The organism is Herbidospora daliensis (genome assembly GCF_001570585.1).
GTDB classification, from domain to species: Bacteria; Actinomycetota; Actinomycetes; order Streptosporangiales; family Streptosporangiaceae; genus Herbidospora; species Herbidospora daliensis.
In genome coordinates this window covers 502,838-525,602 of sequence record NZ_BBXF01000002.1, presented here as the reverse complement: position 1 = coordinate 525,602, position 22,765 = coordinate 502,838, and the positions used below count along the sequence as shown (strand labels likewise).

Below are 22,765 nucleotides of genomic sequence, written 5' to 3'. Positions count from 1 at the left end.
CTACTCGGCTTCGGAGAAGGTCACTTCGACGCCGCCCACGAGGTCGGCGCTCAGGTTGTAGATCACCGCGCCCAGCGTGGAAAGCGCCGTGATCAGCACGACGTTCACCGCGCCAAGAAGAGCGGTGTACCCCAGGATCCGCACCGGTTCGAACCACGTGGCGATGTTGAACGAGGCCGCGGCCCCGCCCTCGCCCTGGGTCAGCTGGTTGACCGCCTGGACGAACGCGTCGAAGACGCCCATGGCCGACAGCACCCCGTAGAGCACCGCCACGGCCACGAACAGGACGACGAAGCAGACCAGGGAGACCACGAAGCTGAACTTCATGGCCGACCACGGTTCGACCCGGCGGAGCACCAGGTGGGCCTTGCGCGGGGCCCGCCCGGAGGAGTCCTTCGGAGCGGAGGAGGTGCCGATGACGGGCCGTTCGGACGTGACCGGCTCGACCGGTGCCGGGCGGGACGCGGTCACGATCGGCTCGGGGGCCGAGACCGGCGTGGGCAGACGAGGCGCCTTGTAGGCGGCCGTCGGCTCGTCGCCGGCCGGGTGCTTCTGGTCTCCGTTGGACGACTGGGGCCGCGACCACGGCTTGTTGTCGTTGCCCACGGGACGGATGCGGACGGTGGAGTCGTCGGTCTTGGAAGGCTCGTCCTTGGGAAGGTCACGGCCGGTCTGAGGCGCTTTGGGCGTCTCCCGCTTCGGGGCCTGGGCAGGCCCCGGGGCCGGCGTCGGCCCCGCGGTCTTGGGGGTCTCGGCCGTGTCGTCGTTCTTCTCGTCGTCGATCCGGGCGGATACCCCGTCGCGCATCGACGACGAGGCAGCCGAGGTAGACGCGGGTTTCTTGGCCGCCCCGGTGTTCTTCGTCTTGCCCGAGTTGGTCATTGCTCGTCTCCTGCCCCGTTCTCAGTCTCCACCGCTTCGGCAGTCTCCAACGCTTCGGCGTTCCGGGCTAGGGCCACCACGCTGTCGCCTTCCGCGAGATTCATCAGTCTGACCCCCATCGTCTGGCGGCCGGACTGCTTGATCTCGGCGGCGCTGGTCCTGATCACTCCACCGGCTGAGGTGATCGCGAAGACTTCGTCTTCGGGTCCCACCATGACCGCTCCGACCAGCTTGCCACGGGCGCTGACTATTTTGGCCGTCAGTACGCCCTTTCCACCCCGACCTTGCAGCGGATACTGCTCAACCGGTGTGCGCTTCGCATACCCGCCCTCAGTGGCGATAAGCACATCGTCACCATGACTCATGACATTCATGGCGAGAAGTTCATCTCCGTCGATGAACCGCATACCGATCACGCCGCTGGTCGCCCGGCCCATCGGCCGGAGCGCCTCGTCGGAGGCGGTGAAGCGGATCGCCTGGGCGTTCTTGGAGACCAGGAGCAGGTCGTCTTCCTCGGAGATCAGCCGGGCGGCGATGACCTCGTCGTCGTCCCGCAGGTTGATGGCGATCAGGCCGCCGGACCTCGGGGAGTCGTACTCGGAGAGCCTGGTCTTCTTCACCAGGCCGCTGCGGGTGGCCAGGACGAGGTAGGGGGAGACCTCGTAGTCGCGCAGGTCGAGGACCTCCATGACCCGCTCGTCGGGCTGCATCGCCAGCAGGTTGGCGAGGTGCTGGCCACGGGCGTCGCGGCCCGAGTCGGGCAGCTCGTAGGCCTTGACCCGGTAGACGCGGCCCTTGTTGGTGAAGAACAGGAGCCAGTGGTGGGTTGTCGTGACGAAGAAGTGCTCGACGATGTCGTCCTGGCGCAATTGGGCGCCGCGAACGCCCTTTCCGCCGCGCTTCTGGGCCCGGTAGAGATCGGTGTTGGTGCGCTTGGCGTAGCCGCCGCGGGTGATCGTGACGACCATCTCGTCTTCGGCGATCAGGTCCTCGATGGACATGTCGCCCTCGTACGCGATGATCTCGGTCTTGCGCTCGTCGCCGTAGCGGCTGACGATCTCACCGAGCTCGTCGCCGACGATCTGGCGCTGGCGGTGGGGGCTGGCCAGGATCTCGTTGTACTCGTTGATCTGGACCATCAGGTTCTCGTACTCGTCCTGGATCTGCTGGCGCTCCAGGGCGGCCAGCTTCCGGAGCTGCATGTCCAGGATGGCCTGGGCCTGCGTCTCGTCGATCTCCAGGAGGTCCATGAGGCCCTGCTGGGCGGCCGAGGCCGACGCCGACTGGCGGATCAGGGCGATCACGTCGTCGAGCCGGTCGAGGGCCTTGAGCAGGCCGCGCAGGATGTGGGCCCGCTCCTCGGCCTTGCGCAGCAGGTAACGGGTCCGGCGGACCACGACCTCGATCTGGTGGCCGATGTAGAACTTGACGAACTGGTCGAGGCGCAGCGTGCGGGGCACGCCGTCGACCAGGGCGAGCATGTTGGCGCCGAACGTGGTCTGCAGCTGGGTGTGCTTGTAGAGGTTGTTCAGCACGACCTTGGCGACCGCGTCGCGCTTGAGCACGACCACGAGGCGCTGGCCGACCCGCGACGACGACTCGTCGCGCACGTCGGCGATGCCGTTGATCTTGCCTTCCTTGACCAGCTCGGCGATCGACAGCGCCAGGTTGTCGGGGTTGACCTGGTAGGGCAGCTCAGTGATCACCAGGCACTGGCGGCCCTTGTTGTCCTCCTCGACCTCGACCACCGCGCGCATCGTGATCGAGCCACGGCCGGTCCTGTACGCATCATCGATGCCACGCTTGCCGACGATGAGCGCCCCGGTCGGGAAGTCGGGGCCCTTGACCCGGGCGATCAACCCTTCGAGGAGCTCCTCGTCAGTGGCCTCGTAGTTCTCCAGCGCCCACCTGACGGCCTCGCCGATCTCCCGCAGGTTGTGCGGCGGGATGTTGGTCGCCATGCCGACCGCGATGCCGGCGGCGCCGTTGACCAGCAGGTTGGGGAACCGCGACGGCAACACGACGGGCTCCTGAGAGCGCCCGTCGTAGTTGGGCTGGAAGTCGACGGTCTCCTTGTCGATGTCCCGCAGCAGCTCCATCGCGATGGGCGCGAGCTTGCACTCGGTGTAGCGCATCGCGGCGGGCATGTCGTTGCCGGGCGAGCCGAAGTTGCCCTGGCCGTCGACCAGCGGGTAACGCAGCGACCACGGCTGGGCCAGGCGGACCAGGGTGTCGTAGATCGAGCTGTCGCCGTGGGGGTGGTAGGAACCCATGACGTCACCGACGACACGGGAGCACTTGAAGTAGCCGCGGTCGGGGCGGTAGCCGCCGTCGAACATCGCGTAGAGCACCCGGCGGTGCACCGGCTTGAGACCGTCGCGCACGTCGGGCAGGGCACGCGAGACGATGACCGACATCGCGTAGTCCATGTAACTGCGCTGCATCTCGGACTGGATGTCCACCGGTTCGATGCGGTCAGCCGGCGGCGGGCCCGGAGGCAGGTTAACTTCCGTCACGTCAATCCTTCACAGGGTGGGGTTCGGCTGCCGCGTTCTAGACGTCGAGGAAGCGCACGTCGCGCGCGTTCCTGATGATGAACTCCCGCCGGGGGGCGACGTCCTCACCCATGAGGACGCTGAACATCTCGTCGGCCTGGGCGGCGTCGTCGAGGGTGACCTGGAGCAGGATGCGCGTCTCCGGGTTCATCGTGGTCTCCCACAGCTGGTTGGCGTTCATCTCGCCGAGACCCTTGAACCGCTGGATGCCGTCGTGGGCGCGCGGGTCGCGCTTGCCGCGGGCGATGCCCTCTTCGATGATCGCGTCGCGCTCGCGGTCGGAGTAGGCGTAGGACGCGTCCTCGCCCTTCCGGTCCCACTTGATCTTGTAGAGCGGCGGCTGCGAAAGGTAGACGTGACCGGCTTCGATCAGCGGCCGCATGAACCGGAACAGCAGGGTCAGCAGCAGCGTCGTGATGTGCTGACCGTCGACGTCGGCGTCGGCCATCAGGATCAGCTTGTGGTAGCGGAGCTTCGAGATGTCGAACTCGTCGTGTACGCCGGTGCCGAGCGCCGTGATGAGCGACTGGACCTCGGTGTTCTTCAGCACGCGGTCGATGCGGGCCTTCTCGACGTTCAGGATCTTGCCGCGGATGGGCAGGATCGCCTGGAAACGCGAGTCGCGGCCGCCCTTGGCCGAGCCGCCGGCCGAGTTGCCCTCGACGATGAACAGCTCACACTTCTCGGGCTCGCTCCACTGGCAGTCGGCCAGCTTGCCCGGCAGCCCCGAGCCGCTTTCGAGCAGCGACTTGCGGCGGGTCAGGTCACGCGCCTGACGTGCGGCGATGCGGGCGCGCGACGCCTGGAGCGACTTGCTGATGATCTCCTTGGCCTCGCCCGGGTTGCGCTCGAACCAGTCGCGCAGGTGGTCGTTGCAGGCCTTCTGAACGAACGACTTCGCCTCGGTGTTGCCCAGCTTCGTCTTGGTCTGGCCCTCGAACTGCGGCTCGGCCAGCTTGACCGAGATGATCGCGGTCAGGCCCTCGCGGACGTCGTCGCCGGTGAGGTTGTCGTCCTTGCCCTCCTTGAGGAACTTCTGCTCGCGCGCGTACCGGTTGACGATGGTCGTCAGCGCGGCCCGGAAGCCCTCTTCGTGGGTGCCGCCCTCGGCGGTGTTGATCGTGTTGGCGAAGGTGTAGACCGACTCGGAGTAGGAGGCGTTCCACTGCAGGGCGATCTCGACCGAGATGCCCTCGCCGTGCTCCTCGAAGTCGACGACCGAGTTGTGCACCGCCTCCTTCTTGGAGTTCAGGTGCTTCACGAAGTCGGACAGGCCGCCCTCGTAGTAGTAGGTGATCTCGGTCGGCTCCTCTTCGGCGCCGTGGTCGGGACGCTCGTCGCGGATGACGATCGTGAGGCCCTTGTTGAGGAAGGCCATTTCCTGGAACCGGCGCGAGAGCGTCTCGAAGTTCCAGGTCGTCGTCTCGAAGATGTCGCCGTCGGCCCAGAAGGTGATCGAGGTGCCGGTCTCCTCGGTGGGCTCGCCCTGGATCACCTCGGTGACGGGCTTGGAGCCGACGTACGACTGGCGCCACTCGTAGCCGTCACGCTTGATCACGGCTTCGAGCCGGCCCGACAGCGCGTTCACGACCGAAAGGCCCACGCCGTGGAGGCCGCCGGAGACGGCGTATGACTTGCCGTCGAACTTGCCGCCGGCGTGGAGGACGGTGAGCACGACCTCGAGGGTCGGCTTCTTCTCTGTGGGATGCTCGGCGACCGGGATGCCCCGGCCGTTGTCCACGACCCGCACGCCGTTGTCGGCGAGCAGGGTGACCTCGATGGTGTCGCAGTGACCGGCCAGTGCCTCGTCGACGGAGTTGTCCACAACCTCGTACACAAGGTGGTGGAGACCACGCTCTCCGGTCGAGCCGATGTACATACCCGGGCGCTTGCGAACCGCCTCAAGACCCTCGAGAACGGTGATTGAGCCTGCGTCGTAGGACAAGTGCGAAATCCTCCTGCCGCGGACACGCGGCAGGAAACATAGGATGGCTGCCTGCCGTGCCCGTCACCGTCGTGAGTGCCCCGATGCGCTCACCCTGGGGAATCGGCTCGCCACGGCCGGGGTGACACGCAAACGGACGTGTCCTTAAGTCCACTTTCATTCTACCGGCTCTCGGAGCCTCAGGTGGCATTGACGGGGGCTGTGATGCCCTCTAATACGATGATCTTGGTTTTGGTGTGACACCCCGGACCCTGGGGTTCAGCGCGCCAGGCGCGATTTCGGGCCGGTGCAAGACTTTTCCACAAGAGTCATGCCGATCTTGTGGAAGTCCGCGTCAGCCGAAAGTGTCACCCGGTCCTCGACTCCCCTTCACCCGGATGTGGCCCGCCTGTCGCGGCGGTGCGAGGTTGGGCCCGCGGACCTTCACGGCGGTGACCGTACCGTCCCCGAGCTCCTCGTTCAGCCTTCTGACCAGGGTCGGAGCGAGCAAACGCACCTGAGTGGCCCAAGCCGTCGAGTCGGCGGAGACGATGACCTCGCCGTCCTCGAAGGCTTCTGGACGGGTGTGCAGACCGAGTTCCGCGCCGACGATCTCCCGCCACCGCCCGAAAACCCCGCCGATCGCGACCGGTTCCTCCCACCCGCGAGCGGCCAGCAGGTCCTGGATCGCGGCCCCGAAGAGCATCGGATCACCGGAATCCCGCTTGGGGCCGCCCTTCTTCTTCCGTGGTTCGGTACGTGGAAGCTGGCCACGGCGCTGGGCGTCGGCTTTGGCCTGGGCGAGTTTTTCGCGAGCGAGCGCGGCGCCTTTGGCGTTGGACGCCCGCTGCCCTTCGGTCGGCCCGTCAACAGCCTGTGGATAACCAGCCGACGGTGCGTCACCGAGGTTGCCGGGCGCTGGCCGATCTCCACGCTGCCCCTGTGGATATCCAGGCACTTGTGGATTGCCTAGCCCTTGGGGATCACCTGAGTCCTGTGGATTCCCGGAACTCTGTGGATAGCCGGGCTTCCGCAGGTTGCCCGGCCGCTGTGAATTCGCCGGTTCCTGTGGATTGTCACCCGACACGGGTCACGCTCCCCTCCGTCACGTCGAAGCGGGCGCCGCTCAGTTCCCTCGGTACGTCCTCCGCCACCGCCGCCGTGATCAGCACCTGCTCCGCCGGGGCGACGATCTCGGCCAGCCGCCGGCGTCGCTGGGCGTCGAGTTCGGCGAACACGTCGTCGAGGATCAGCACCGGATCGCCCCCTTCCGAACGCAGCAGGTCATATGCAGCCAGCCGCAGCGCCAGCGCGAACGACCACGACTCCCCGTGGCTGGCGTAACCACGCGCCGGCAACTCGCCCAGCCGCAGCAGCAGATCGTCGCGGTGCGGCCCCACGAGGGTGACCCCCCGCTCGATCTCCTGCGCCCGCGCCTCGGCCAGCGCCTGTCCCAACCGTACGGCCAGTTCCGCACGATCCGTCCCCAGGTCGTCCTCGTCTGTGGAAAACCACCGGTAGTCGATCTGCGCCGGGACGGACCCGGGCGCCAGTTCCGCATAAGCCTTGGCCACCAGAGGACGCAGGTTCTCCACAAGGTCCAGCCGGGCCGCGAGCAACTCGGCCCCGTGCCGCACCAGGTGCGCGTCCCAGACCTCCAATGTGGACAACACGTCGCCGGCCCCGGCCGAGGCGAACGCCGCGTCGTCCATCTGCCGCCTCGGGCTCCGGCGGCGGGCCTGGGAGGCCGTCCGGAGCAGGGCGTTGCGCTGCTTGAGGGCGCGGTCGTAGTCGGCCCGGACGCCGGCGAACCGGGGGTGGCGGGCCACGAGGAGGTCGTCCATGAACTTGCGGCGTTCGGACGGGTCGCCCTTCGACAGGGCCAAATCCTCGGGGGCGAACAGCACGGTCCGCAGCACGCCGAGGGCGTCTCTGGCCCGCGACACCGGGGCGCGGTTGACGCGGGCGCGGTTGGCCTTGCCCGGGTTGATCTCCAGTTCGACCAGCGCCCGTCTCTGGTCGCGCTCGATCACGGCCCGGATCACGGCCCGGGGGGCGCCGTGGCGTACCAGAGGAGCGTCGGTCGCCACCCGGTGCGAGGCGTGCGAGGCGACGTAACCGATCGCCTCGACCAGATTGGTCTTGCCCTGCCCGTTGGGCCCGACGAAGGCGGTCACCCCGGGTTCGAGCGCCAGCTCGGCGGTGGGGTAGGACCGGAAGTCCGTCAGCGACAGGTGGGCGGTGAACATGCCGGTAACGGTAACGGGCTCCCGCCGTGATGCGGGAGCCCGGCCGAGATCAGGAGCCGTTGGCCTCGCGCATGGTGCTGTCGGCCGCGCCGGGGGCGTCGGCGCCCTTCTCGTAAGAGCCCTCGGCCGCCGTGACGGCGTGGCCGCCGAACTGGTTGCGCAGCGCCGCGACCATCTTCATCGCCGGAGAGTCCTCCTGGCGCGAGGCGAACCGGGCGTACAGCGCCGCCGTGATGACCGGCAGCGGCACGGCGTGGTCGACGGCCGCCTGGACCGTCCAGCGGCCCTCTCCGGAGTCCTGTGCGTAGCCCTTGAGGTCTTCGAGACCAGGGTCCTCGTCGAGCGCGCGGGTGAGCAGGTCGAGCAGCCACGAGCGGATGACCGTGCCGTGGCGCCAGCTCTTGAACGCTCCGGGGACGTCGGTGACGATGTCGGTGGCCTCGAGCAGTTCCCAGCCCTCGGCGAAGGCCTGCATCATGCCGTATTCGATGCCGTTGTGGACCATCTTCGCGAAGTGGCCGGCGCCGATCGACCCGGCGTGGACGAAGCCGTCGTCGCCCTCGGGCTTGAGCGTGTCGAAGATCGGCCGGAGATGGGCGATGTCTTCGGGCTCGCCCCCCGCCATCAGCGCGTAGCCGTTCTTCAGGCCCCACACGCCGCCGGAGACGCCGACGTCGACGAACTTGATGCCCTTCTCGGCGAGTTCCTTGCCGTGCTTCTGGTCGTCGACGTAATGGGAGTTGCCGCCGTCGATGATCACGTCACCGGCGGAGAGCGCGTCGCTCAGGGACGCGATGGTCGCCCGGGTGGGCTCACCGGCCGGGACCATCACCCAGACGGCGCGCGGCGCCTCCAGGCGGTCGACGAGCTCCTTCAGGCTGCCGACGTCGCTGACGCCGGGGTCGCGGTCGTAACCGACGACCTCATGGCCACCGCGGCGCAGCCGCTCGGCCATGTTGCCGCCCATCTTGCCCAGGCCGATCATGCCGATCTGCATGAGAGCACCCCCTCAGGGTTCCATCTACGGTCACGCGATTCGCCTACCCGACCCGAGGGTTGATCATACGGATCCGGTCAGCTTGAGAGGCGAATGGGCATGATCAGGTAGCGGTAGTCAGGTATGCCCCCATCTTCCACAGGCTTTCCACCGGTGAGGATGGCGGGCTTCGTCGAGGTGGTGAACTGCAGGCGAGCAACGTCCGAATCGATCGCGCCGAGGCCTTCGAGCAGGAACTGGTGGTTGAAGGCGATGTTGATCTCGCCGCCGTCGAAGTCGACCGGCAGGACTTCCACAGCCTGTGCCTCGTCGCCGCTGCCCGCCTCGAGCACGACCTCGTCGCCCCGGAAGGCCAGCCGGACCGGGGTGTTGCGCTCGGCGACCAGGGCCACGCGCTTGACGGCTTCGACGAAGGAGCTGGTGACCAGCTCGGCGCGGGCCGAGAACTCGGTCGGCAGCAGCGAGCGGTACTTGGGGAACTCGGGGTCGAGCAGCCGGGTGGTGGTGCGCCGGCCGGAGCTGCTGAAGCCGATCATGCCCTCGCCGGTGCCGCCCACGGAGCTCAGGGCGATCTCGACCTCGGCGCCGGTGACCAGCGACTTGGCGGTGTCGGCGAGGGTGCGGCCCGGGATCATCGCGATGGCCTGGAAGTCAGGCTGGTCGGGCTGCCACTTGAGCTCACGGACGGCCAGCCGGTAGCGGTCGGTCGCGGCGAGCGTGACCGTGTCGCCGTCGATCTCCATCCGGACGCCGGTCAGCATCGGCAGGGTGTCGTCCTTGCCCGCGGCGGTGGCCACCTGGGCGACGGCCGAGGCGAAGATGTCGCTGCCGACGCGGCCCGCGGCCGGCGGCATGGCCGGGAGCGAGGGATAGTCCTCCACCGGCATCGTCAGCAGGGTGAACCGGGCGGTGCCACAGGTCACGACCGCCTTGGCGCCTTCCACCACGAAATCCACAGGCTGTGCAGGAAGCGCCCGGGTGATCTCGGCGAGCAGACGGCCCGAGACCAGCACCACACCGGCCTCGCCGGTCTGCAGTTCGAGGGTCACCTCGGCGGAGACCTCGTAGTCGAACCCCGAGAGCTTGAGCTGCTGGTCGTCGGTGACCTCGAGGCGCATGCCGGCGAGGACCGGCACCGAGGGCCGGGCGGGGAGGCTGCGTGCCGTCCACGCGACGGCTTCGGCGAGCACGTCTCGGTCGACCCGGAACATCACGTGGATCAGCCTCCTGTGGTGGGTGGGACGGCGTCGGGCTGTGATGGCTGGGGGCGGCGACGCGGTGGCGCTGAGGTGTGACTGCCCATCTTCGTCGCTTGCCGGGAGGTGTCAACTCCGGGATTTTTTGCTCCGGCCCGAGCTCGAAGGTTGCTCTTGACTTTCCTCTAGGTAGAGATATCGGTCGTCTTAATAGGCGCTGTGGAAATGTGGAAGAACCCCTATAACCGCAGGTCAGCGGCCGGATTTTTGTCCACAGCACCTGTGGACGACCTGGGGATTACTCAGCGCGTGCTGGGGATAACTTTTAGTTACCCACAGGCCGTCCACAGGTTTGCACCCAGTTATCCACCGGTTACCCACAGCTTTTCCACAGGTTCTCCACATGAGACACGCCCGACACGGAGTGTGTTTTTTCCACTACCCACAGGTCATCCACAGCGCGTCCACAGGTTATCCACCGCTGGAGGGGGCCTTGTCCACAGGTTGTCCACAGACTCGTCCACAGCCCGGTGTGGCCTGTTGATCTATGAGTTTCCAGCGCGCGACGAATTACACCTGTGTTCCGTGATCCACAGAGTTATCCACAGGCTGTGAATCAAGAGGTGCGCGCGCGCTGCTTGATCCGGGTCGTCAGCTCGTTGACCTGGTTGTACATCGAGCGCCGCTCGGCCATCAGGGAGCGGATCTTCCGCTCGCTGTGCATGACGGTGGTGTGGTCACGGCCGCCGAACTGGGCGCCGATCTTCGGCAGCGAGAGGTCGGTGAGCTCCCGGGCCAGGTACATGGCGATCTGACGGGCCACCACGAGGGCGCGCGACCGCGATCCGCCGCACAGGTCGTCGAGCGAGACGCCGAAGTACTCCGCCGTCGTCGACATGATGAGCGCAATGGTGATCTCGGTGCTGGAGCTGTCCTCGGTGATGAGGTCCTTCAGCACGATCTCGGTCAGGCCGATGTCGACCGACTGCCGGTTGAGCGACGCGAAGGCCGTCACCCTTATTAGTGCGCCTTCGAGCTCGCGGATGTTGGTGGCGATCCGGCTGGCGATGTACTCCAGCACGTCGGGCGGCGCGGCCAGGCCCTCCTGGATCGCCTTCTTGCGCAGGATCGCGATGCGCGTCTCGAGCTCGGGCGGCTGCACGTCGGTGATCAGCCCCCACTCGAAGCGGTTGCGGAGCCGGTCCTCCAGGGTGACCAGCTGCTTCGGCGCCCGGTCGCTGGAGATCACGATCTGCTTGCTGCTGTTGTGGAGGGTGTTGAAGGTGTGGAAGAACTCCTCCTGCGTCTGCTCCTTGCCCTCAAGGAACTGGATGTCGTCCACGAGGAGGATGTCCACAGCCCGGAACCGCGCCCGGAACCCGTCGGCCTTGTGGTCGCGGATGCTGTTGATGAAGTCGTTGGTGAACTCCTCGGAGCTCACGTACCGCACCCGCGCACCTTCATACAGGCTCTGCGCGTAGTGACCGATGGCATGGAGAAGGTGCGTCTTCCCCAGCCCCGAGTCCCCATAGATGAAGAGTGGGTTGTACGCCTTCGCCGGCGCCTCGGCCACCGCGACCGCCGCCGCGTGGGCGAACCGGTTGCTCGCGCCGATGACGAACGTCTCAAAGGTGTACTTGGCGTTCAGCCGCGCGGGCTCACCCGGCTTGCCGCCGGAGGGCCGGGGCGGCGCCTTGTCGTTCTTCTCCTCAGCCTGTGGATACTGCGTGTACGGCTGCTCGGCGGGCGGCGGCGCACCTGGGACTCCCTGTGGGCGACCCTGTGGAAAATCAGCCGGCTGCTCTGTGGGCTCCTGATGAAAGCCCTGGCCGAAGCCCTGCGGAGATTGCACAGGCTGTTGAAAGCCGTGATCCCCAGCCTGGGGAAAACCACCGGATGCGGGGTTCTGGGGATAACCGCCGGTGGGAGCGGCCTGGGGAAAACCACCCGTCGGGGTGCTCTGGGGATACCCGGGCGTATTGGTCTGGGGAAAAGCCGGGCCGCCACTCTGGGGAAAACCACCCGGACGGCCGTAGTTCTGCTGTTTCGGCTCCGCCTGCGTCGCGGTCGGGTCGACCATCACCGCGATGCGGACCGGCCGGCCGAACTCCTGCGACAGCGCCTGCATGATGAGCGGCCGCAGCCGCACCTCGATGACCTCTTTGGCGAAGTCGTTGGGGGCGGCCAGCAGAATCGTGTCGTTGATCAGCCCAGACGGCTGCGTCATCTGCAGGAACGCGCGCTGCTGACCTGAGACTCCCTGATCGAGGAGCGTGGTGAGCGCTCTCGCCCACAACTGATTGAGGTCGACGCCGTCCACCGTTCGGCACTCCTCCCTGACGCGGTCCCCATGATCGCTCGCCCGCGTGTCGTTATCCACACCCGCCTCTACCGGTCTGGTCCCGGTGGCGCCGGCCCCCGCTGTGACTATCCACAGAAGATCCACAGGAGATCCACAGGTGCTCTGGGTGTGGAGGGAGGGACTGGACGCCTGACAGTAGCGGTGTCCGCGACCTGCGTTCAAGACGTTGTCCACAGCCTACTGGCACCCGTTGCCCACAGGATGTGGATGACCAAGGAGCGTGTGGATAACTCCACAGCCTGTGGAAAACTAGGGGCGCCGGTTTGACCATTCGGGCGTCTACCCCGTAACGTGACCCGGTCGGCTTTCTCGGGACGGCTCTTTCGCATGCCCTGTGCCCGGTGGGCCGTAAACTTTGGTCTAATCGCCCTAACGACAGGGCACATCTAGCCTGGAGCCCATCGTGAGCAAGCGTACTTTCCAGCCGAACAACCGCCGTCGCGCGAAGACCCACGGCTTCCGGCTGCGCATGCGCACCCGCGCCGGCCGCGCCATCCTGGCCGCCCGCCGCCGCAAGGGCCGTCACGACCTCACCGTCTGACCGGCACTTCGTAGCAGCCCCGCCCGCCGTCATCTCTGACGGCGGGCTACTTGTTAAGGAAGTATCCGGTGCTCCCGCCCGCTTCCCGCATGCGCAAAGGCGAGGAGTTCGCCGAGGCGATCCGGCGCGGGCGCCGCGCCGGTAGACCCTCCCTGGTCGTCCACTTCACCGCTGTGGAGGCCGACGAGACCCCGATCGTGGGGTTCGTCGTCAGTAAGGCCGTCGGTGACGCGGTCACCAGGAACAGGGTCAAACGCAGACTCAGACACCTGATGCGGGCACGTCTGCACCTCCTTCCGCGAGGTAGCCTGCTGGTGGTACGCGCCAATCCACCGGCTGCGTCCGCGCGCAGCGAGCACCTGGCCGCCGATCTCGATGTCGCGCTCCAGCGACTGATCCGGCGGCCGCGGGATGGACGGTCATGACAACCGAGCAGCCCCAGCCGGTCACGCCGGTCTCGACGGCTGCCCGCGTATTGATCGTCCCGATCAGGTTCTACCGGGCGTTCATCAGTCCCCTCCTGGGGCCTCGATGCCGCTTCTTCCCCTCTTGCAGCGCGTACGGTGTCGAGGCGATCGCCGTGCACGGGGCGCTGCGCGGGGTGTGGTTGACCATCCGTCGCATCGGCCGATGCCATCCCTTCCACCCCGGCGGGTTCGATCCCGTGCCCCCTCGACCCCACGACAAGCAAGGGAGCTAGCTCGGTGGAGCTGTCCTGGCTGAACTGGCTTTATACGGCCATCGCCTGGGTGATCACCCATATTCACAACTTCTACAGTCTCGTCCTCAGCCCCGACAACGGGCTGAACTGGGCACTGACGATCATCACACTGACCGTGCTGATGCGCGTCCTGATCTTCCCGCTCTTCCTGAAGCAGATGCGCTCCTCGAAGAAGATGCAGGAGCTCGCGCCCAAGGTCCAGGACCTGCGGAAGAAGTACAAGAACGACAAACAGCGCATGAACCAGGAGGTCATGCGCGTCTACCAGGAGGCGGGCGCCAACCCCCTGGGCGGCTGTCTGCCGGTCATCGCGCAGTTCCCGATCTTCATCTCGATGTTCACGGTGCTGAACGCGATGGCCCACGGCGATCCGAAGTTCGGCATGACGCAGCAGCTGGTCGACAGCGCCCGGGCCGCCCACATCTTCGGCGCCCCGCTTCCGGCGACGTTCTTCACCAGCAGCGCCGACATCGAGGGTTACGGCGCCGACCCGATCGTCGCCAAGATCGTCCTGGTCATCTTCGTCGCGATCTCGTCCTTGACGACGTTCCTGACCGTCCGGCAGAGCGTGACCCGCTCGATGGCGCAGATGCCGGACAACCCCATGGCGCAGCAGCAGAAGATCCTGATGTACATCTCGCCGCTGTTCGCCGTGTTCTCCCTGAACTTCCCGCTGGGCCTGATCCTCTACTGGGTCACCACCAACGTGTGGACCCTCGGCCAGCAGCACTGGTTCTACAGCCGCAACCCGATGCCGCAGTTCGACGCCAAGGGCAACCTGATCCCCGTCGAGGTCAAGCCGGGCTTCTTCGCGCGCTTCCGCAAGACCCCGCCCGTTCCCGAGCAGCCGGCGGAGGCAGAGCCTAAGATCGTTCGTCAGCAGCCGACGCGCCAATCACGGAGCAAGCGGACCGGCAGCAAGAAGTCGTGAGAGGGAGTTCCCACGTGACCGAAGCCGAGGAGACCGTCAAGGCGGCTCCGAGCGTCGCCGCCCTGGAGCAGGAGGGCGAGATCGCCGCCGACTACGTCGAGGGGCTGCTCGACATAGCCGACCTCGACGGCGACATCGACATGGACGTCGAGGGCGACCGCGCCCTCGTCTCCGTGATCGGCCTCAAGGGCGGCGACCTGGTCGGCCCCGGCGGCGAGGTCCTGGAGGCGCTCCAGGAGCTGACCCGCCTGGCCGTCCACCGGCAGACCGGCGAGCGCTCGCGGCTGATGCTCGACGTCGCGGGTTACCGCGAGCGCCGCCGCGCGGAACTCACCAAGATCGGCATGGCCGCCGTCGACGACGTCAAGGCGTCGGGCGAGCCGAAGGCCCTCAAGCCGATGACGCCGTTCGAGCGCAAGGTCATCCACGACGCCGTCGCCGCCGCCGGCCTGCGCAGCGAGTCAGAGGGGGAGGAGCCCCGGCGTTTCGTCGTGGTCCTGCCCGCCTGACACTCCCGCCTGTGGAAACCGCCGCCCCGTCCCGGGTCGGCGGTTTTCTTTGTCTGTACGGCTTACGCCTGGGCTTTTGGCCAGCCGCGCACTGTTGTCCACAGGACACACACCGCAGTATCCACAGGTTTATCCACAGGCTTCGTGGTGGCCGTCCGCCGCCCGATACCCTACGAGGGATGACCGAAGAAATGAGCAACCAGCAGCCCCCCGAAGCCGCCAACACGGTGTTCACGGGCGAGGCCTTGGCCCAGGCGCAAACGTATGCCTCCCTGCTGGCCGGGCCGGGGGTGGTGCGTGGGCTGCTCGGCCCTCGGGAAGTCCCCCGGATCTGGGATCGCCACCTGTTGAACTGTGCCGTGATCGCCGAAGCGGTGCCGCCCGACGTGAAACTCGTCGACATCGGCTCGGGCGCGGGCTTGCCGGGCATCGTCCTGGCGATCGTCCGCCCCGACGTGACCGTCACCCTTCTTGAACCGTTGCTCAGGCGCACCGTCTTCCTCGAAGAGTGCGTCGAGACCCTCAAGTTGCAGAACGTCGAGGTGCTCCGCGGCCGCGCCGAGGAACTCAAGGGGAAACGCACCTTCGACGTCGCCACCGCCCGCGCCGTCGCCCCTCTTGATCGCCTGCTCTCCTGGTCGCTCCCCCTCCTCCGCGAGGGTGGAGAGCTGCTTGCGATGAAGGGGGAACGCGCTGCCGAAGAATTGGCGGGCGCCGACACCCAATTGTCCGCTCACGGGGCAAAGACGGCCGAGCTTGTCACGGTCGGGCGCGGTAAAGTCGATCCGCCTGCAACTCTTGTCCGCGTCATCGCCGGCGCCGGTTCACGAGCTGCACAGCGCCGACGTAAGAGGTAGTCGCGGTCGGACCGGGAACGATCGAACGACCTGTTGAATCAACCCGGGACAACCCGAAAGACTCGCGGCGACGCGACGAGCGCGGCCTGATGGGGGTGGGGCCGCACTCCCGCTCCGAACCACCGGCCACGGCCGGTCGAAAGGACGACCAAGGTGTCCCAGCCCCCGCTAAGCCCCGGTGATTCCCCGCTGGTTCGAGAGGCACTGAGTTCTGTGGTTTCACGTGAAACAGCCGCGCCCGGCAAGCCGGCCGCCGACGGCCCCGTCGGATATTCCGCCCGCCGCGACGGCGACTGGCCACGCCCGCCCAAGACCCGAGTGATCTGCATTTGCAACCAGAAGGGCGGGGTGGGCAAGACGACCAGTGCCGTGAACCTGGCCGCAGCCCTCTCGATGCACGGCCTGCGAGTCCTCGTGGTCGACCTCGACCCACAGGGAAACGCCTCGACGGCATTGGCCACCGAACACCGAGCCGGGACACCTTCCATTTATCAGGTCCTCGTGGAAGACCTCCCGATGGACTCGATCGTGACCCAGGTCCCCGACATGCCGGGCCTGTACTGCGCTCCCGCGACTCTCGACCTGGCCGGCGCGGAGATCGAACTGGTGCCGATGGTGGGCCGTGAGACCCGGTTGAGGCGCGCGTTCGCGGCGTACGAGTCGGCGCAGATGGACTACATCCTGATCGACTGCCCGCCGTCCCTGGGCCTGCTGACGGTCAACGCCCTGGCGGCGGCGCAGGAAGTCCTGATCCCGATCCAGTGCGAGTACTACGCCCTGGAAGGCCTGACCCAGCTCCTCCAGAACGTCGAACTGGTCCGCGTCCACCTGAACCAGACCCTGAACGTGTCGACCATCCTGCTGACGATGTACGACGGCCGCACCCGCCTTGCCTCCCAGGTGGCGGAGGAGGTCCGCTCCCACTTCGGCGCCACCGTGGTCGACGCGGTCATCCCCCGGAGCGTCCGGGTGTCCGAGGCGCCCAGTTATGGCCAGTCGGTCATGACCTACGACCCGGGTTCAAGCGGTGCGATGGCCTACATGGACGCGGCACGAGAGATCGCGTACCGCGGTGCCGCTGTCGCGGAAGCGTGAACCTGTAGCCTCTTACAATCGTGCGCGGCGTTTGAGAAACGACGCGGCGTTTCGGTACGACGGGCTGACGGAGATCAGCCATGCGGCGTTTCGGTGCGGGTGAGGAGCAAGGGTGAGTCAGCAGCGTCGGGGGCTCGGCAAGGGTCTGGGAGCCCTCATCCCCACCGGCCCCATCGTCGACCCATCGGTCGTCGGCGTGCCGGCCCCCACCCCACCGGGTGACAGAGAACTGATCCCGGTGGCCGGGGCCTACTTCCACGAGATCGCCGTCACCCAGATCATCCCGAACCGCCGCCAGCCCCGAACGGTCTTCGACGAAGAGCGCATCCGCGAACTGGCCGACTCCATCGCGGAAGTCGGCCTCCTCCAGCCGATCGTCGTCCGCGCCGCCGGCGTCGACGAAGACGGCAGAGACCAGTTCGAACTCATCATGGGCGAACGCCGCCTCCGCGCCAGCCGCCTGGCCGCCCTCGACCGCATCCCCGCGATCGTCCGCAGCACCGGCGACGACGAAATGCTGCGTGAGGCCCTGATCGAGAACCTCCAGCGCGAGCAACTCAACTCCCTGGAAGAAGGCGCCGCCTACCGCCAGCTCCTCGACGACTTCGGCGCCACCCACGAGCAACTGGCCAGAAAAATCGGCCGCTCCCGCTCCCACATCACCAACACCCTGCGCCTGCTGAACCTCCCCCCGAACGTCCAGCGCCGCCTGGCAGGCGGTTCCATCACCCCCGGCCACGCACGGGCCCTGCTGTCCCTGGAAGACCCGGAAGCACAGGAACGCCTGGCGAACCGGATCGTCGCAGAAGGCATGACGGTGCGGACGGTCGAGGAGATCGTGTCCCTGGGGGAGGCGACCGCCGGCCCTGCTCCCCGGAAGCCGAGAACGAAGCAGCCGGTGGCACCGGCGCTACGGACATTGGCGGACCGGCTGTCGGATCACTTCGAGACCAAGGTGAAGGTCGATTTAGGGCGTCGGAAAGGGCGGATCGTGGTGGAGTTCTCCACGATCGACGACCTTGAGCGCATCATCGGGACGATGGCACCGGACGCGGCTAACCAGATGCGGGAGCAGGAGGGCGACTAGGTTTCACGTGAAACAGGCTCCCTTGGACGTGAGTCCGGGGGAGCTTTTGTTTTGCGGAGACCTCGGGGCTTTGAAGGCTGCGGAGCCTAATGGCCAGGAACGAGCTCGGTTTCACGTGAAACCAGGCTTAGATCTTGGGAACGGGCGGGGAGGCTCTCAGCTCCCGGCGGGGGTGCCACGGTGAGCATAAACGGCTACCCCGATGCCTTTGCCAGCGAGGGCGCGGCCGGGAAGAAGGCACGAGGCGACAAGACGATTGGCCTCTCCTTGCACGAGACAACGACTTTTTACTGCACCATGCGAGCGTGCGGAGGCCCGCATCGACGGGTCAAGCCAGCAAACGTAGGCGTGCGAGACAGCTAGCCCGTGGAGGCTCGCTTTGAATGGCTCGGCAAGAAGGAGGTCGGAGCGGAAGAAGGAGTGGAACCGAGGAGCACTTTCGGAGAGCAAGCCTGAGTGCCATCACTCCCTGCTAGCCTCAACCGCGTCATCGCGAGGGGTCCGAGACTACTCACGCACGTGAAGCTCGCGTAGCAACTACATCGCTTGCTAGCGAAGGCCATGTCAGGCTCAGCGACGCTCTGGGGTTCGGCACTTGATTACACATCGACTCGACCTGGCTCACTCAATGGCGAAGCCAGTTCCCGCCTGTGGGGGAGCACGACTCGATCGCCTAATGCGGGTTGGCTCATGCGTGAGCCCAGGCAGGATGGCGCTTGTAGACGGCGCGACTGAGCCGCGTCGCATACACACATGAACAGAGGCAGCAATGTTCCCTTCAGATGACGGCCCATCTGCCACCACGTGAATCACCGCCTCCGGCCATGAGGTTGGGATGCCGAGTCGAGGATCTCGGTCGATCTCTCGCTTGCCTAAGCCGCTGGCTTGAGACAGCAAATCCATCAAGAACGACGCCCTCGGCACCAAGTCAGCGCCTGACCGCCAGGAGGCCACTCATCCTGACCAGATGATCAGCCACCTGCTCCTGCCGGAAGAGCCGTTCACGAGGCTGCGAGGGCATGACAGCAACTCGGGATCCCCGTTAGATCTCTCGCCTGACATTGCTACTCGCCTCATGCACTCTTCCCCTCGCAGTGCCCCGCCTCGCTCATCTCCAACTGACCGAAGCTCCCGTACTTTGAACCCCATTGATCAGCCAACGCGCGTCTGCCCATCACAGCCGAGTTCATTCCGGCTGGCGAGAGACGATGATGGATTGCGGCCCAGCGAGGGCTTCCGAGAGGGAAGGGCGCGTCAGATGTGTGCAGACGTTCCCGCCGGTGGTCTTCCAGGTGACTACATATTTCTCGAGCGAGCGAAGCCGAATCTCCCGTGAGGGATTGGTCCTCCTGCTGGCACTAGCAAACCAGGATGTTTCTGTAGCCGTCACATCCGCGTGTGCTCGAGCTCGTCTCCTCCCGGCCAGGCGAAGTCATTGACCCGTCGCCAGCCAGCACAGCGTTTCACGTGAAACATTGCGCTGAAGCCTCCCCACCCGATAGACGTCGTCGACGTTCTCGCGACTCGGGGCAGAAATCAGCTAAGTGATGGTCGTGCCGTGCGCGCCTCAGTTACCTACCGCCAAAGGGCCACACAGCGAGATCTGCGCTCCAACGACCTCCCGGCAATATGGCCACACCTAGCCGACAACCGGCTCTCCCCCGAGAGATGAGTCGTCGCGATCGCGGACTCTCACTTCAATTGCGGTCAGCTCGTCGCCCCGTCAGGTCCCCTCTTGCATGGAGCCGGCCGAAGTCCTAGCCTGCCGTCGGCACGTCGGCACGTCGGCACGTCGGCACGTCGGCACGTCGGCACGTCGGCACGTCGGCACGTCGGCACGTCGGCACGTCGGCACGTCGGCACGTCGGCACGTCGGCACGTCGGCACGTCGGCACGTCGGCGGCCGCGCTGGAAACGGTGCGGGTAAGAGACAGCTCAGCGATCCAGCGTGAGAGAAGTCCCGCGGATCAAGGTGCCATCAACAGCTGTGTCCAAGATCTGCGCACCAAGCCCGCCTCGTAAGGGCAGCGACGCACCGATTAACCCAAGACATTCAGTCGGGGCCAGCCAACTTCAACGGGCCCCGACTGATGTTTCACGTGAAACTAAGCGCCTCATGCGTAGCTGCGATCAGCGCGTCGACGTCATCCTCCGTCGTGTCGAAAGCGGTAACCCACCGCACGACTCCCCCAGCCCGATCCCAATGCCCGAAGGTGAACCTCTCCATCAGGTATGCGATCGCATTCTCCGGCAGCACCGGAAACACCGCGTTCGACTGAACCTCGTACCGGAACTTCACCACCGAAGCCACCCCGTCGGCCAACCGATGCGCCATCGCGTTGGCGTGAGAGGCATTCCGCAGCCACAGGTCACCACGCAGCAGGGCCGTGATCTGAGGGGAGACATACCGCATCTTCGAAGCCAGCTGCATACCCTGCTTACGAAGGAAGAGCGAGCCAGGCGCAAGCTCCGGCCGCAGGACGATCAACGCCTCGGCCCCCAACGCGCCATTCTTCGTCGCGCCGTAGCTGAGGACGTCTACGCCGACAGCGGTCGTGATGTCCGCCAGGCCGCACCCGAGTTCGGCGGCCGCGTTGGCCAGCCTGGCCCCGTCCATGTGCAAGAAGAGGCCGTTCTCATGGACGACCTCCGCCAGCGCCGCGATCTCCTCGGGCGTATAAACCGTCCCGCACTCGGTCACCTGGGAGATGGAAACCACCCGAGGTTGCGACAGGTGTTCATTGCCGACAGCACCAAGCTGCGCGAGCACGTCGGCGGGCCGGAGCTTCCCGTCGTCCGTTGCAACGGTGAGCAGCTTCGTCCCGAGAACCCGCTCGGCGGCGCCGGCCTCGTTGCCGTTGATGTGCGCACTGGCTGGGCAGATCACCCCGTCGTACGGCCGAAGCATCAACCCCAGGCCCACCACGTTGGCGCCGGTCCCGTTGAACATGGCGTAACCCTGCGCCTGTTCCCCGAAGACCTCCCGGACGGCGCTCTCCATGTCGGCCGTCCAGGGATCGCTGCCATAGGGGAGCGTGTCACCGTCGTTGGCCGCCACGACCGCTGCCATCACCTCGGGATGAACACCCGCATGATTGTCACTACCGAAGCTTTTCGCATGAACCACCCGCCAAGCCTAGGTCAGCCCTTTCTCACCCGGACCCCCAGGTCAGGCTTGACCGCGAGCGCAAGCCCACGCCCTCGCTGAGAGAACGCCAACGGGGCAACACCTATCAACTGGCCGATGCATCCGAAGCCGATGGGCGGGACGGCGAATCCATTTTCCAAGTAGGGGGAGCAGAGCCATTCCGAAGTAGACGTGAGCGCACGCTCCAGCCGATCAGATGCCAAGCGAATCGAACGATCGTTGGCCCATGAAACTGCTTGAGCCAGTTGAAGCAGCGTTCGACGATGCTGCCGCCGCCCTGATACGGCGCATCGGCAAGCGCGAGCGGACGGCACGTCGTCCGCTCGCGAAAGGGCCGGAACAACTCTCCCGGGTGCTCCGGCGCAATCGTGCTTAGTACTCGCCGCTAGCTCTGGCGTGCAGATCAGGGGACAGCCGGCTAAGAAGCCCAATGCGAAAGCCGCTAGCGGCCCACCGTTGCCGGCGTGTCTTGCGGTCGGCGAACTGGTCCGCGGCTGCGGAGATGCCGTGGCTGATGCCGTGCGGTCGCAGGTGCTGATGATGGATTGCCCTGGAGCCTTCGCCGGTCACCACGTGATCTGGGTGGATGCGTATGTGTCCCGGTCCGCTGGGATGCCGGCCAGGACCCGGATGGAGGTCAGTACAGTCGCAGAGGCTGGTTCGCTTCGAACACGAACCCGCCAGGCCCGCTCACCAGCACCATCACCCCCGCCGAGCCGCTATCTCCAACAACCCCCGGCAAAGCGCCCCCAAATCCCGCCCAGCCGCCTCAGCCGCCATAGGCAGAAGGGAAGTCTCCGTCATCCCAGGAGCCACATTCACCTCAAGAAACCACGGCTTCCCATCCCCATCAACAATGAGGTCAGTCCGCGACACATCCCGCAACCCCAACGCCGAATGCGCCGCCACAGCCATGGCCTCACAGGCGGCCCTAGCCTCATCCCCCAACCGCGCCGGTGCAAAGAACTCCGTCCGCCCCGCCGTATACCGAGCGGCATAGTCGTAAGCCCCACCGTCAGGCACGATCTCCACAGGAGGCAGGGCCACCGGCCCCTCCCCCAGGTCCACCACCGACACGGCCACTTCCACGCCTTCGATGTACGTCTCGACCAGCGCCGTGTCCCCGTAGGCGAAACACCCCACCATCGCCGCCGGCAGTTCCTCGGCCGACCGCACGATGGAAGCCCCCAGCGCAGACCCCCCACGCGAAGGCTTCACAAAGAGCGGCAACCCAAGGGATTCGACAATCCGCGACAACACCGCCGAAGCGCCCAAGTCGTGAAAAGTCTCCTTAGGCAGGGAAACGGAGTCAGGCGTGTTCAGCCCCCACGACCGCACCACGGCCTTCGCCGTCGGCTTGTCGAAGGCCACCCGGCACGCGTCCGGCGCCGCCCCCACGTAAGGCACCCCTAGGAGCTCCAGAACGGTCCGGATCGCGCCGTCTTCACCGGCGCCCCCGTGCAGGGTCACGAAGACCGCGGTAGGACGGTCGGCGAGCACGGAAGGCACCAGGGAGGAGTCGGTGTCGCGCGTCTCCACGTCGACGCCCTGGGCGCGCAGGACTTCGGCCACCCGTCGGCCTGACCGGATGGAGACCTCCCGCTCGTAGGACAGTCCTCCTGCCAGCACGAGCACGTTCCCGAGATCGCTCATAGCCCGGCCTTTCTCCGAATCTGTACGGCTAGCCCGAACAGGCTAGCCGTACAGAGGA

Annotated in this window: 19 protein-coding genes; 9 read left to right on the top strand and 10 right to left on the bottom strand. The window is 66.4% G+C overall.

The window, feature by feature from the left end:
* The 8 genes from AW274_RS41850 to dnaA form a co-directional block, all read right to left on the bottom strand.
* Positions 1-882: a DUF3566 domain-containing protein gene (locus AW274_RS41850; RefSeq protein WP_232320044.1), complete on the bottom strand. Its 882-nt coding sequence runs from the start codon at positions 880-882 to the stop codon at positions 1-3.
* Positions 879-3,398, bottom strand: coding sequence for a DNA gyrase subunit A (gyrA, locus tag AW274_RS08700; protein WP_062430548.1), 2,520 nt, complete (start codon positions 3,396-3,398; stop codon positions 879-881). The genes AW274_RS41850 and gyrA overlap by 4 nt, the downstream gene beginning before the upstream one ends.
* Positions 3,399-3,435: 37 nt before the next feature.
* Positions 3,436-5,382 carry a DNA topoisomerase (ATP-hydrolyzing) subunit B gene (gene gyrB, locus AW274_RS08695; protein WP_083973942.1) on the bottom strand — a complete coding sequence of 649 codons (1,947 nt, stop codon included), beginning with the start codon at positions 5,380-5,382 and terminating at the stop codon, positions 3,436-3,438.
* Between the two features lie 334 nt (positions 5,383-5,716).
* Positions 5,717-6,319 (bottom strand): DciA family protein, encoded by a 603-nt coding sequence (locus AW274_RS08690; protein WP_083973941.1) that lies wholly within the window; start codon positions 6,317-6,319, stop codon positions 5,717-5,719.
* Positions 6,320-6,437: 118 nt separating this feature from the next.
* A complete protein-coding gene (gene recF, locus AW274_RS08685) occupies positions 6,438-7,610 on the bottom strand; it encodes a DNA replication/repair protein RecF (protein WP_062430546.1) in 1,173 nt (390 codons plus the stop codon).
* A 49-nt stretch (positions 7,611-7,659) separates the two neighbouring features.
* Entirely contained in the window at positions 7,660-8,607 is a 948-nt protein-coding gene (gnd, locus tag AW274_RS08680; RefSeq protein ID WP_062430545.1) for a phosphogluconate dehydrogenase (NAD(+)-dependent, decarboxylating), read from the bottom strand.
* Positions 8,608-8,684: 77 nt separating this feature from the next.
* Positions 8,685-9,821 carry a DNA polymerase III subunit beta gene (gene dnaN, locus AW274_RS08675; RefSeq protein ID WP_062430544.1) on the bottom strand — a complete coding sequence of 379 codons (1,137 nt, stop codon included), beginning with the start codon at positions 9,819-9,821 and terminating at the stop codon, positions 8,685-8,687.
* 598 nt (positions 9,822-10,419) lie between these two features.
* On the bottom strand, positions 10,420-11,958 hold the full coding sequence (gene dnaA, locus AW274_RS08670; RefSeq protein WP_439648764.1) for a chromosomal replication initiator protein DnaA: 1,539 nt from the start codon (positions 11,956-11,958) through the stop codon (positions 10,420-10,422).
* 610 nt (positions 11,959-12,568) lie between these two features.
* On the opposite strand from dnaA, the gene rpmH reads away from it, so the two are divergent.
* The 8 genes from rpmH (at position 12,569) to AW274_RS08630 (ending at position 17,906) form a co-directional block, all read left to right on the top strand.
* Positions 12,569-12,706: a 50S ribosomal protein L34 gene (gene rpmH / locus AW274_RS08665; protein ID WP_155339926.1), complete on the top strand. Its 138-nt coding sequence runs from the start codon at positions 12,569-12,571 to the stop codon at positions 12,704-12,706.
* A 68-nt stretch (positions 12,707-12,774) separates the two neighbouring features.
* Entirely contained in the window at positions 12,775-13,131 is a 357-nt protein-coding gene (rnpA, locus tag AW274_RS08660; RefSeq protein ID WP_062346976.1) for a ribonuclease P protein component, read from the top strand.
* Positions 13,128-13,406 (top strand): membrane protein insertion efficiency factor YidD, encoded by a 279-nt coding sequence (gene yidD / locus AW274_RS08655; protein WP_061290521.1) that lies wholly within the window; start codon positions 13,128-13,130, stop codon positions 13,404-13,406. The genes rnpA and yidD overlap by 4 nt, the downstream gene beginning before the upstream one ends.
* A 4-nt stretch (positions 13,407-13,410) precedes the next feature.
* Positions 13,411-14,358, top strand: coding sequence for a membrane protein insertase YidC (gene yidC, locus AW274_RS08650; RefSeq protein ID WP_062430543.1), 948 nt, complete (start codon positions 13,411-13,413; stop codon positions 14,356-14,358).
* Between the two features lie 14 nt (positions 14,359-14,372).
* A complete protein-coding gene (locus AW274_RS08645; RefSeq protein ID WP_062430542.1) occupies positions 14,373-14,867 on the top strand; it encodes a Jag family protein in 495 nt (164 codons plus the stop codon).
* Between the two features lie 179 nt (positions 14,868-15,046).
* Positions 15,047-15,724 carry a 16S rRNA (guanine(527)-N(7))-methyltransferase RsmG gene (gene rsmG, locus AW274_RS08640; RefSeq protein WP_062430541.1) on the top strand — a complete coding sequence of 226 codons (678 nt, stop codon included), beginning with the start codon at positions 15,047-15,049 and terminating at the stop codon, positions 15,722-15,724.
* A 213-nt stretch (positions 15,725-15,937) separates the two neighbouring features.
* Entirely contained in the window at positions 15,938-16,819 is an 882-nt protein-coding gene (locus AW274_RS08635; RefSeq protein ID WP_269750551.1) for a ParA family protein, read from the top strand.
* Positions 16,820-16,931: 112 nt separating this feature from the next.
* A complete protein-coding gene (locus tag AW274_RS08630; protein WP_062430539.1) occupies positions 16,932-17,906 on the top strand; it encodes a ParB/RepB/Spo0J family partition protein in 975 nt (324 codons plus the stop codon).
* A gap of 2,095 nt (positions 17,907-20,001) precedes the next feature.
* Here AW274_RS08630 and AW274_RS08625 read toward each other — a convergent pair.
* Complete coding sequence (locus AW274_RS08625) at positions 20,002-21,033, bottom strand: threonine aldolase family protein (RefSeq protein ID WP_232320042.1); 1,032 nt, start codon at positions 21,031-21,033, stop codon at positions 20,002-20,004.
* A gap of 247 nt (positions 21,034-21,280) precedes the next feature.
* Between AW274_RS08625 and AW274_RS40100 the strand changes: the two genes are divergently transcribed.
* Positions 21,281-21,430 carry a hypothetical protein gene (locus AW274_RS40100; RefSeq protein ID WP_157519920.1) on the top strand — a complete coding sequence of 50 codons (150 nt, stop codon included), beginning with the start codon at positions 21,281-21,283 and terminating at the stop codon, positions 21,428-21,430.
* A 326-nt stretch (positions 21,431-21,756) separates the two neighbouring features.
* On the opposite strand, the gene AW274_RS08620 is transcribed toward AW274_RS40100, so the two are convergent.
* Positions 21,757-22,707 (bottom strand): D-alanine--D-alanine ligase family protein, encoded by a 951-nt coding sequence (locus AW274_RS08620; protein ID WP_062430538.1) that lies wholly within the window; start codon positions 22,705-22,707, stop codon positions 21,757-21,759.
* Positions 22,708-22,765 lie beyond the last annotated feature (58 nt).

Coding starts and splice junctions, on each gene's coding strand:
- AW274_RS41850 (WP_232320044.1), bottom strand. CDS start 882: ATGACCAACTCGGGCAAGACGAAGAACACCGGGGCGGCCAAGAAACCC.
- recF (WP_062430546.1), bottom strand. CDS start 7,610: ATGTTCACCGCCCACCTGTCGCTGACGGACTTCCGGTCCTACCCCACC.
- gnd (WP_062430545.1), bottom strand. CDS start 8,607: ATGCAGATCGGCATGATCGGCCTGGGCAAGATGGGCGGCAACATGGCC.
- yidD (WP_061290521.1), top strand. CDS start 13,128: ATGACAACCGAGCAGCCCCAGCCGGTCACGCCGGTCTCGACGGCTGCC.
- rsmG (WP_062430541.1), top strand. CDS start 15,047: ATGACCGAAGAAATGAGCAACCAGCAGCCCCCCGAAGCCGCCAACACG.
- AW274_RS40100 (WP_157519920.1), top strand. CDS start 21,281: ATGAAACTGCTTGAGCCAGTTGAAGCAGCGTTCGACGATGCTGCCGCC.
- AW274_RS08620 (WP_062430538.1), bottom strand. CDS start 22,707: ATGAGCGATCTCGGGAACGTGCTCGTGCTGGCAGGAGGACTGTCCTAC.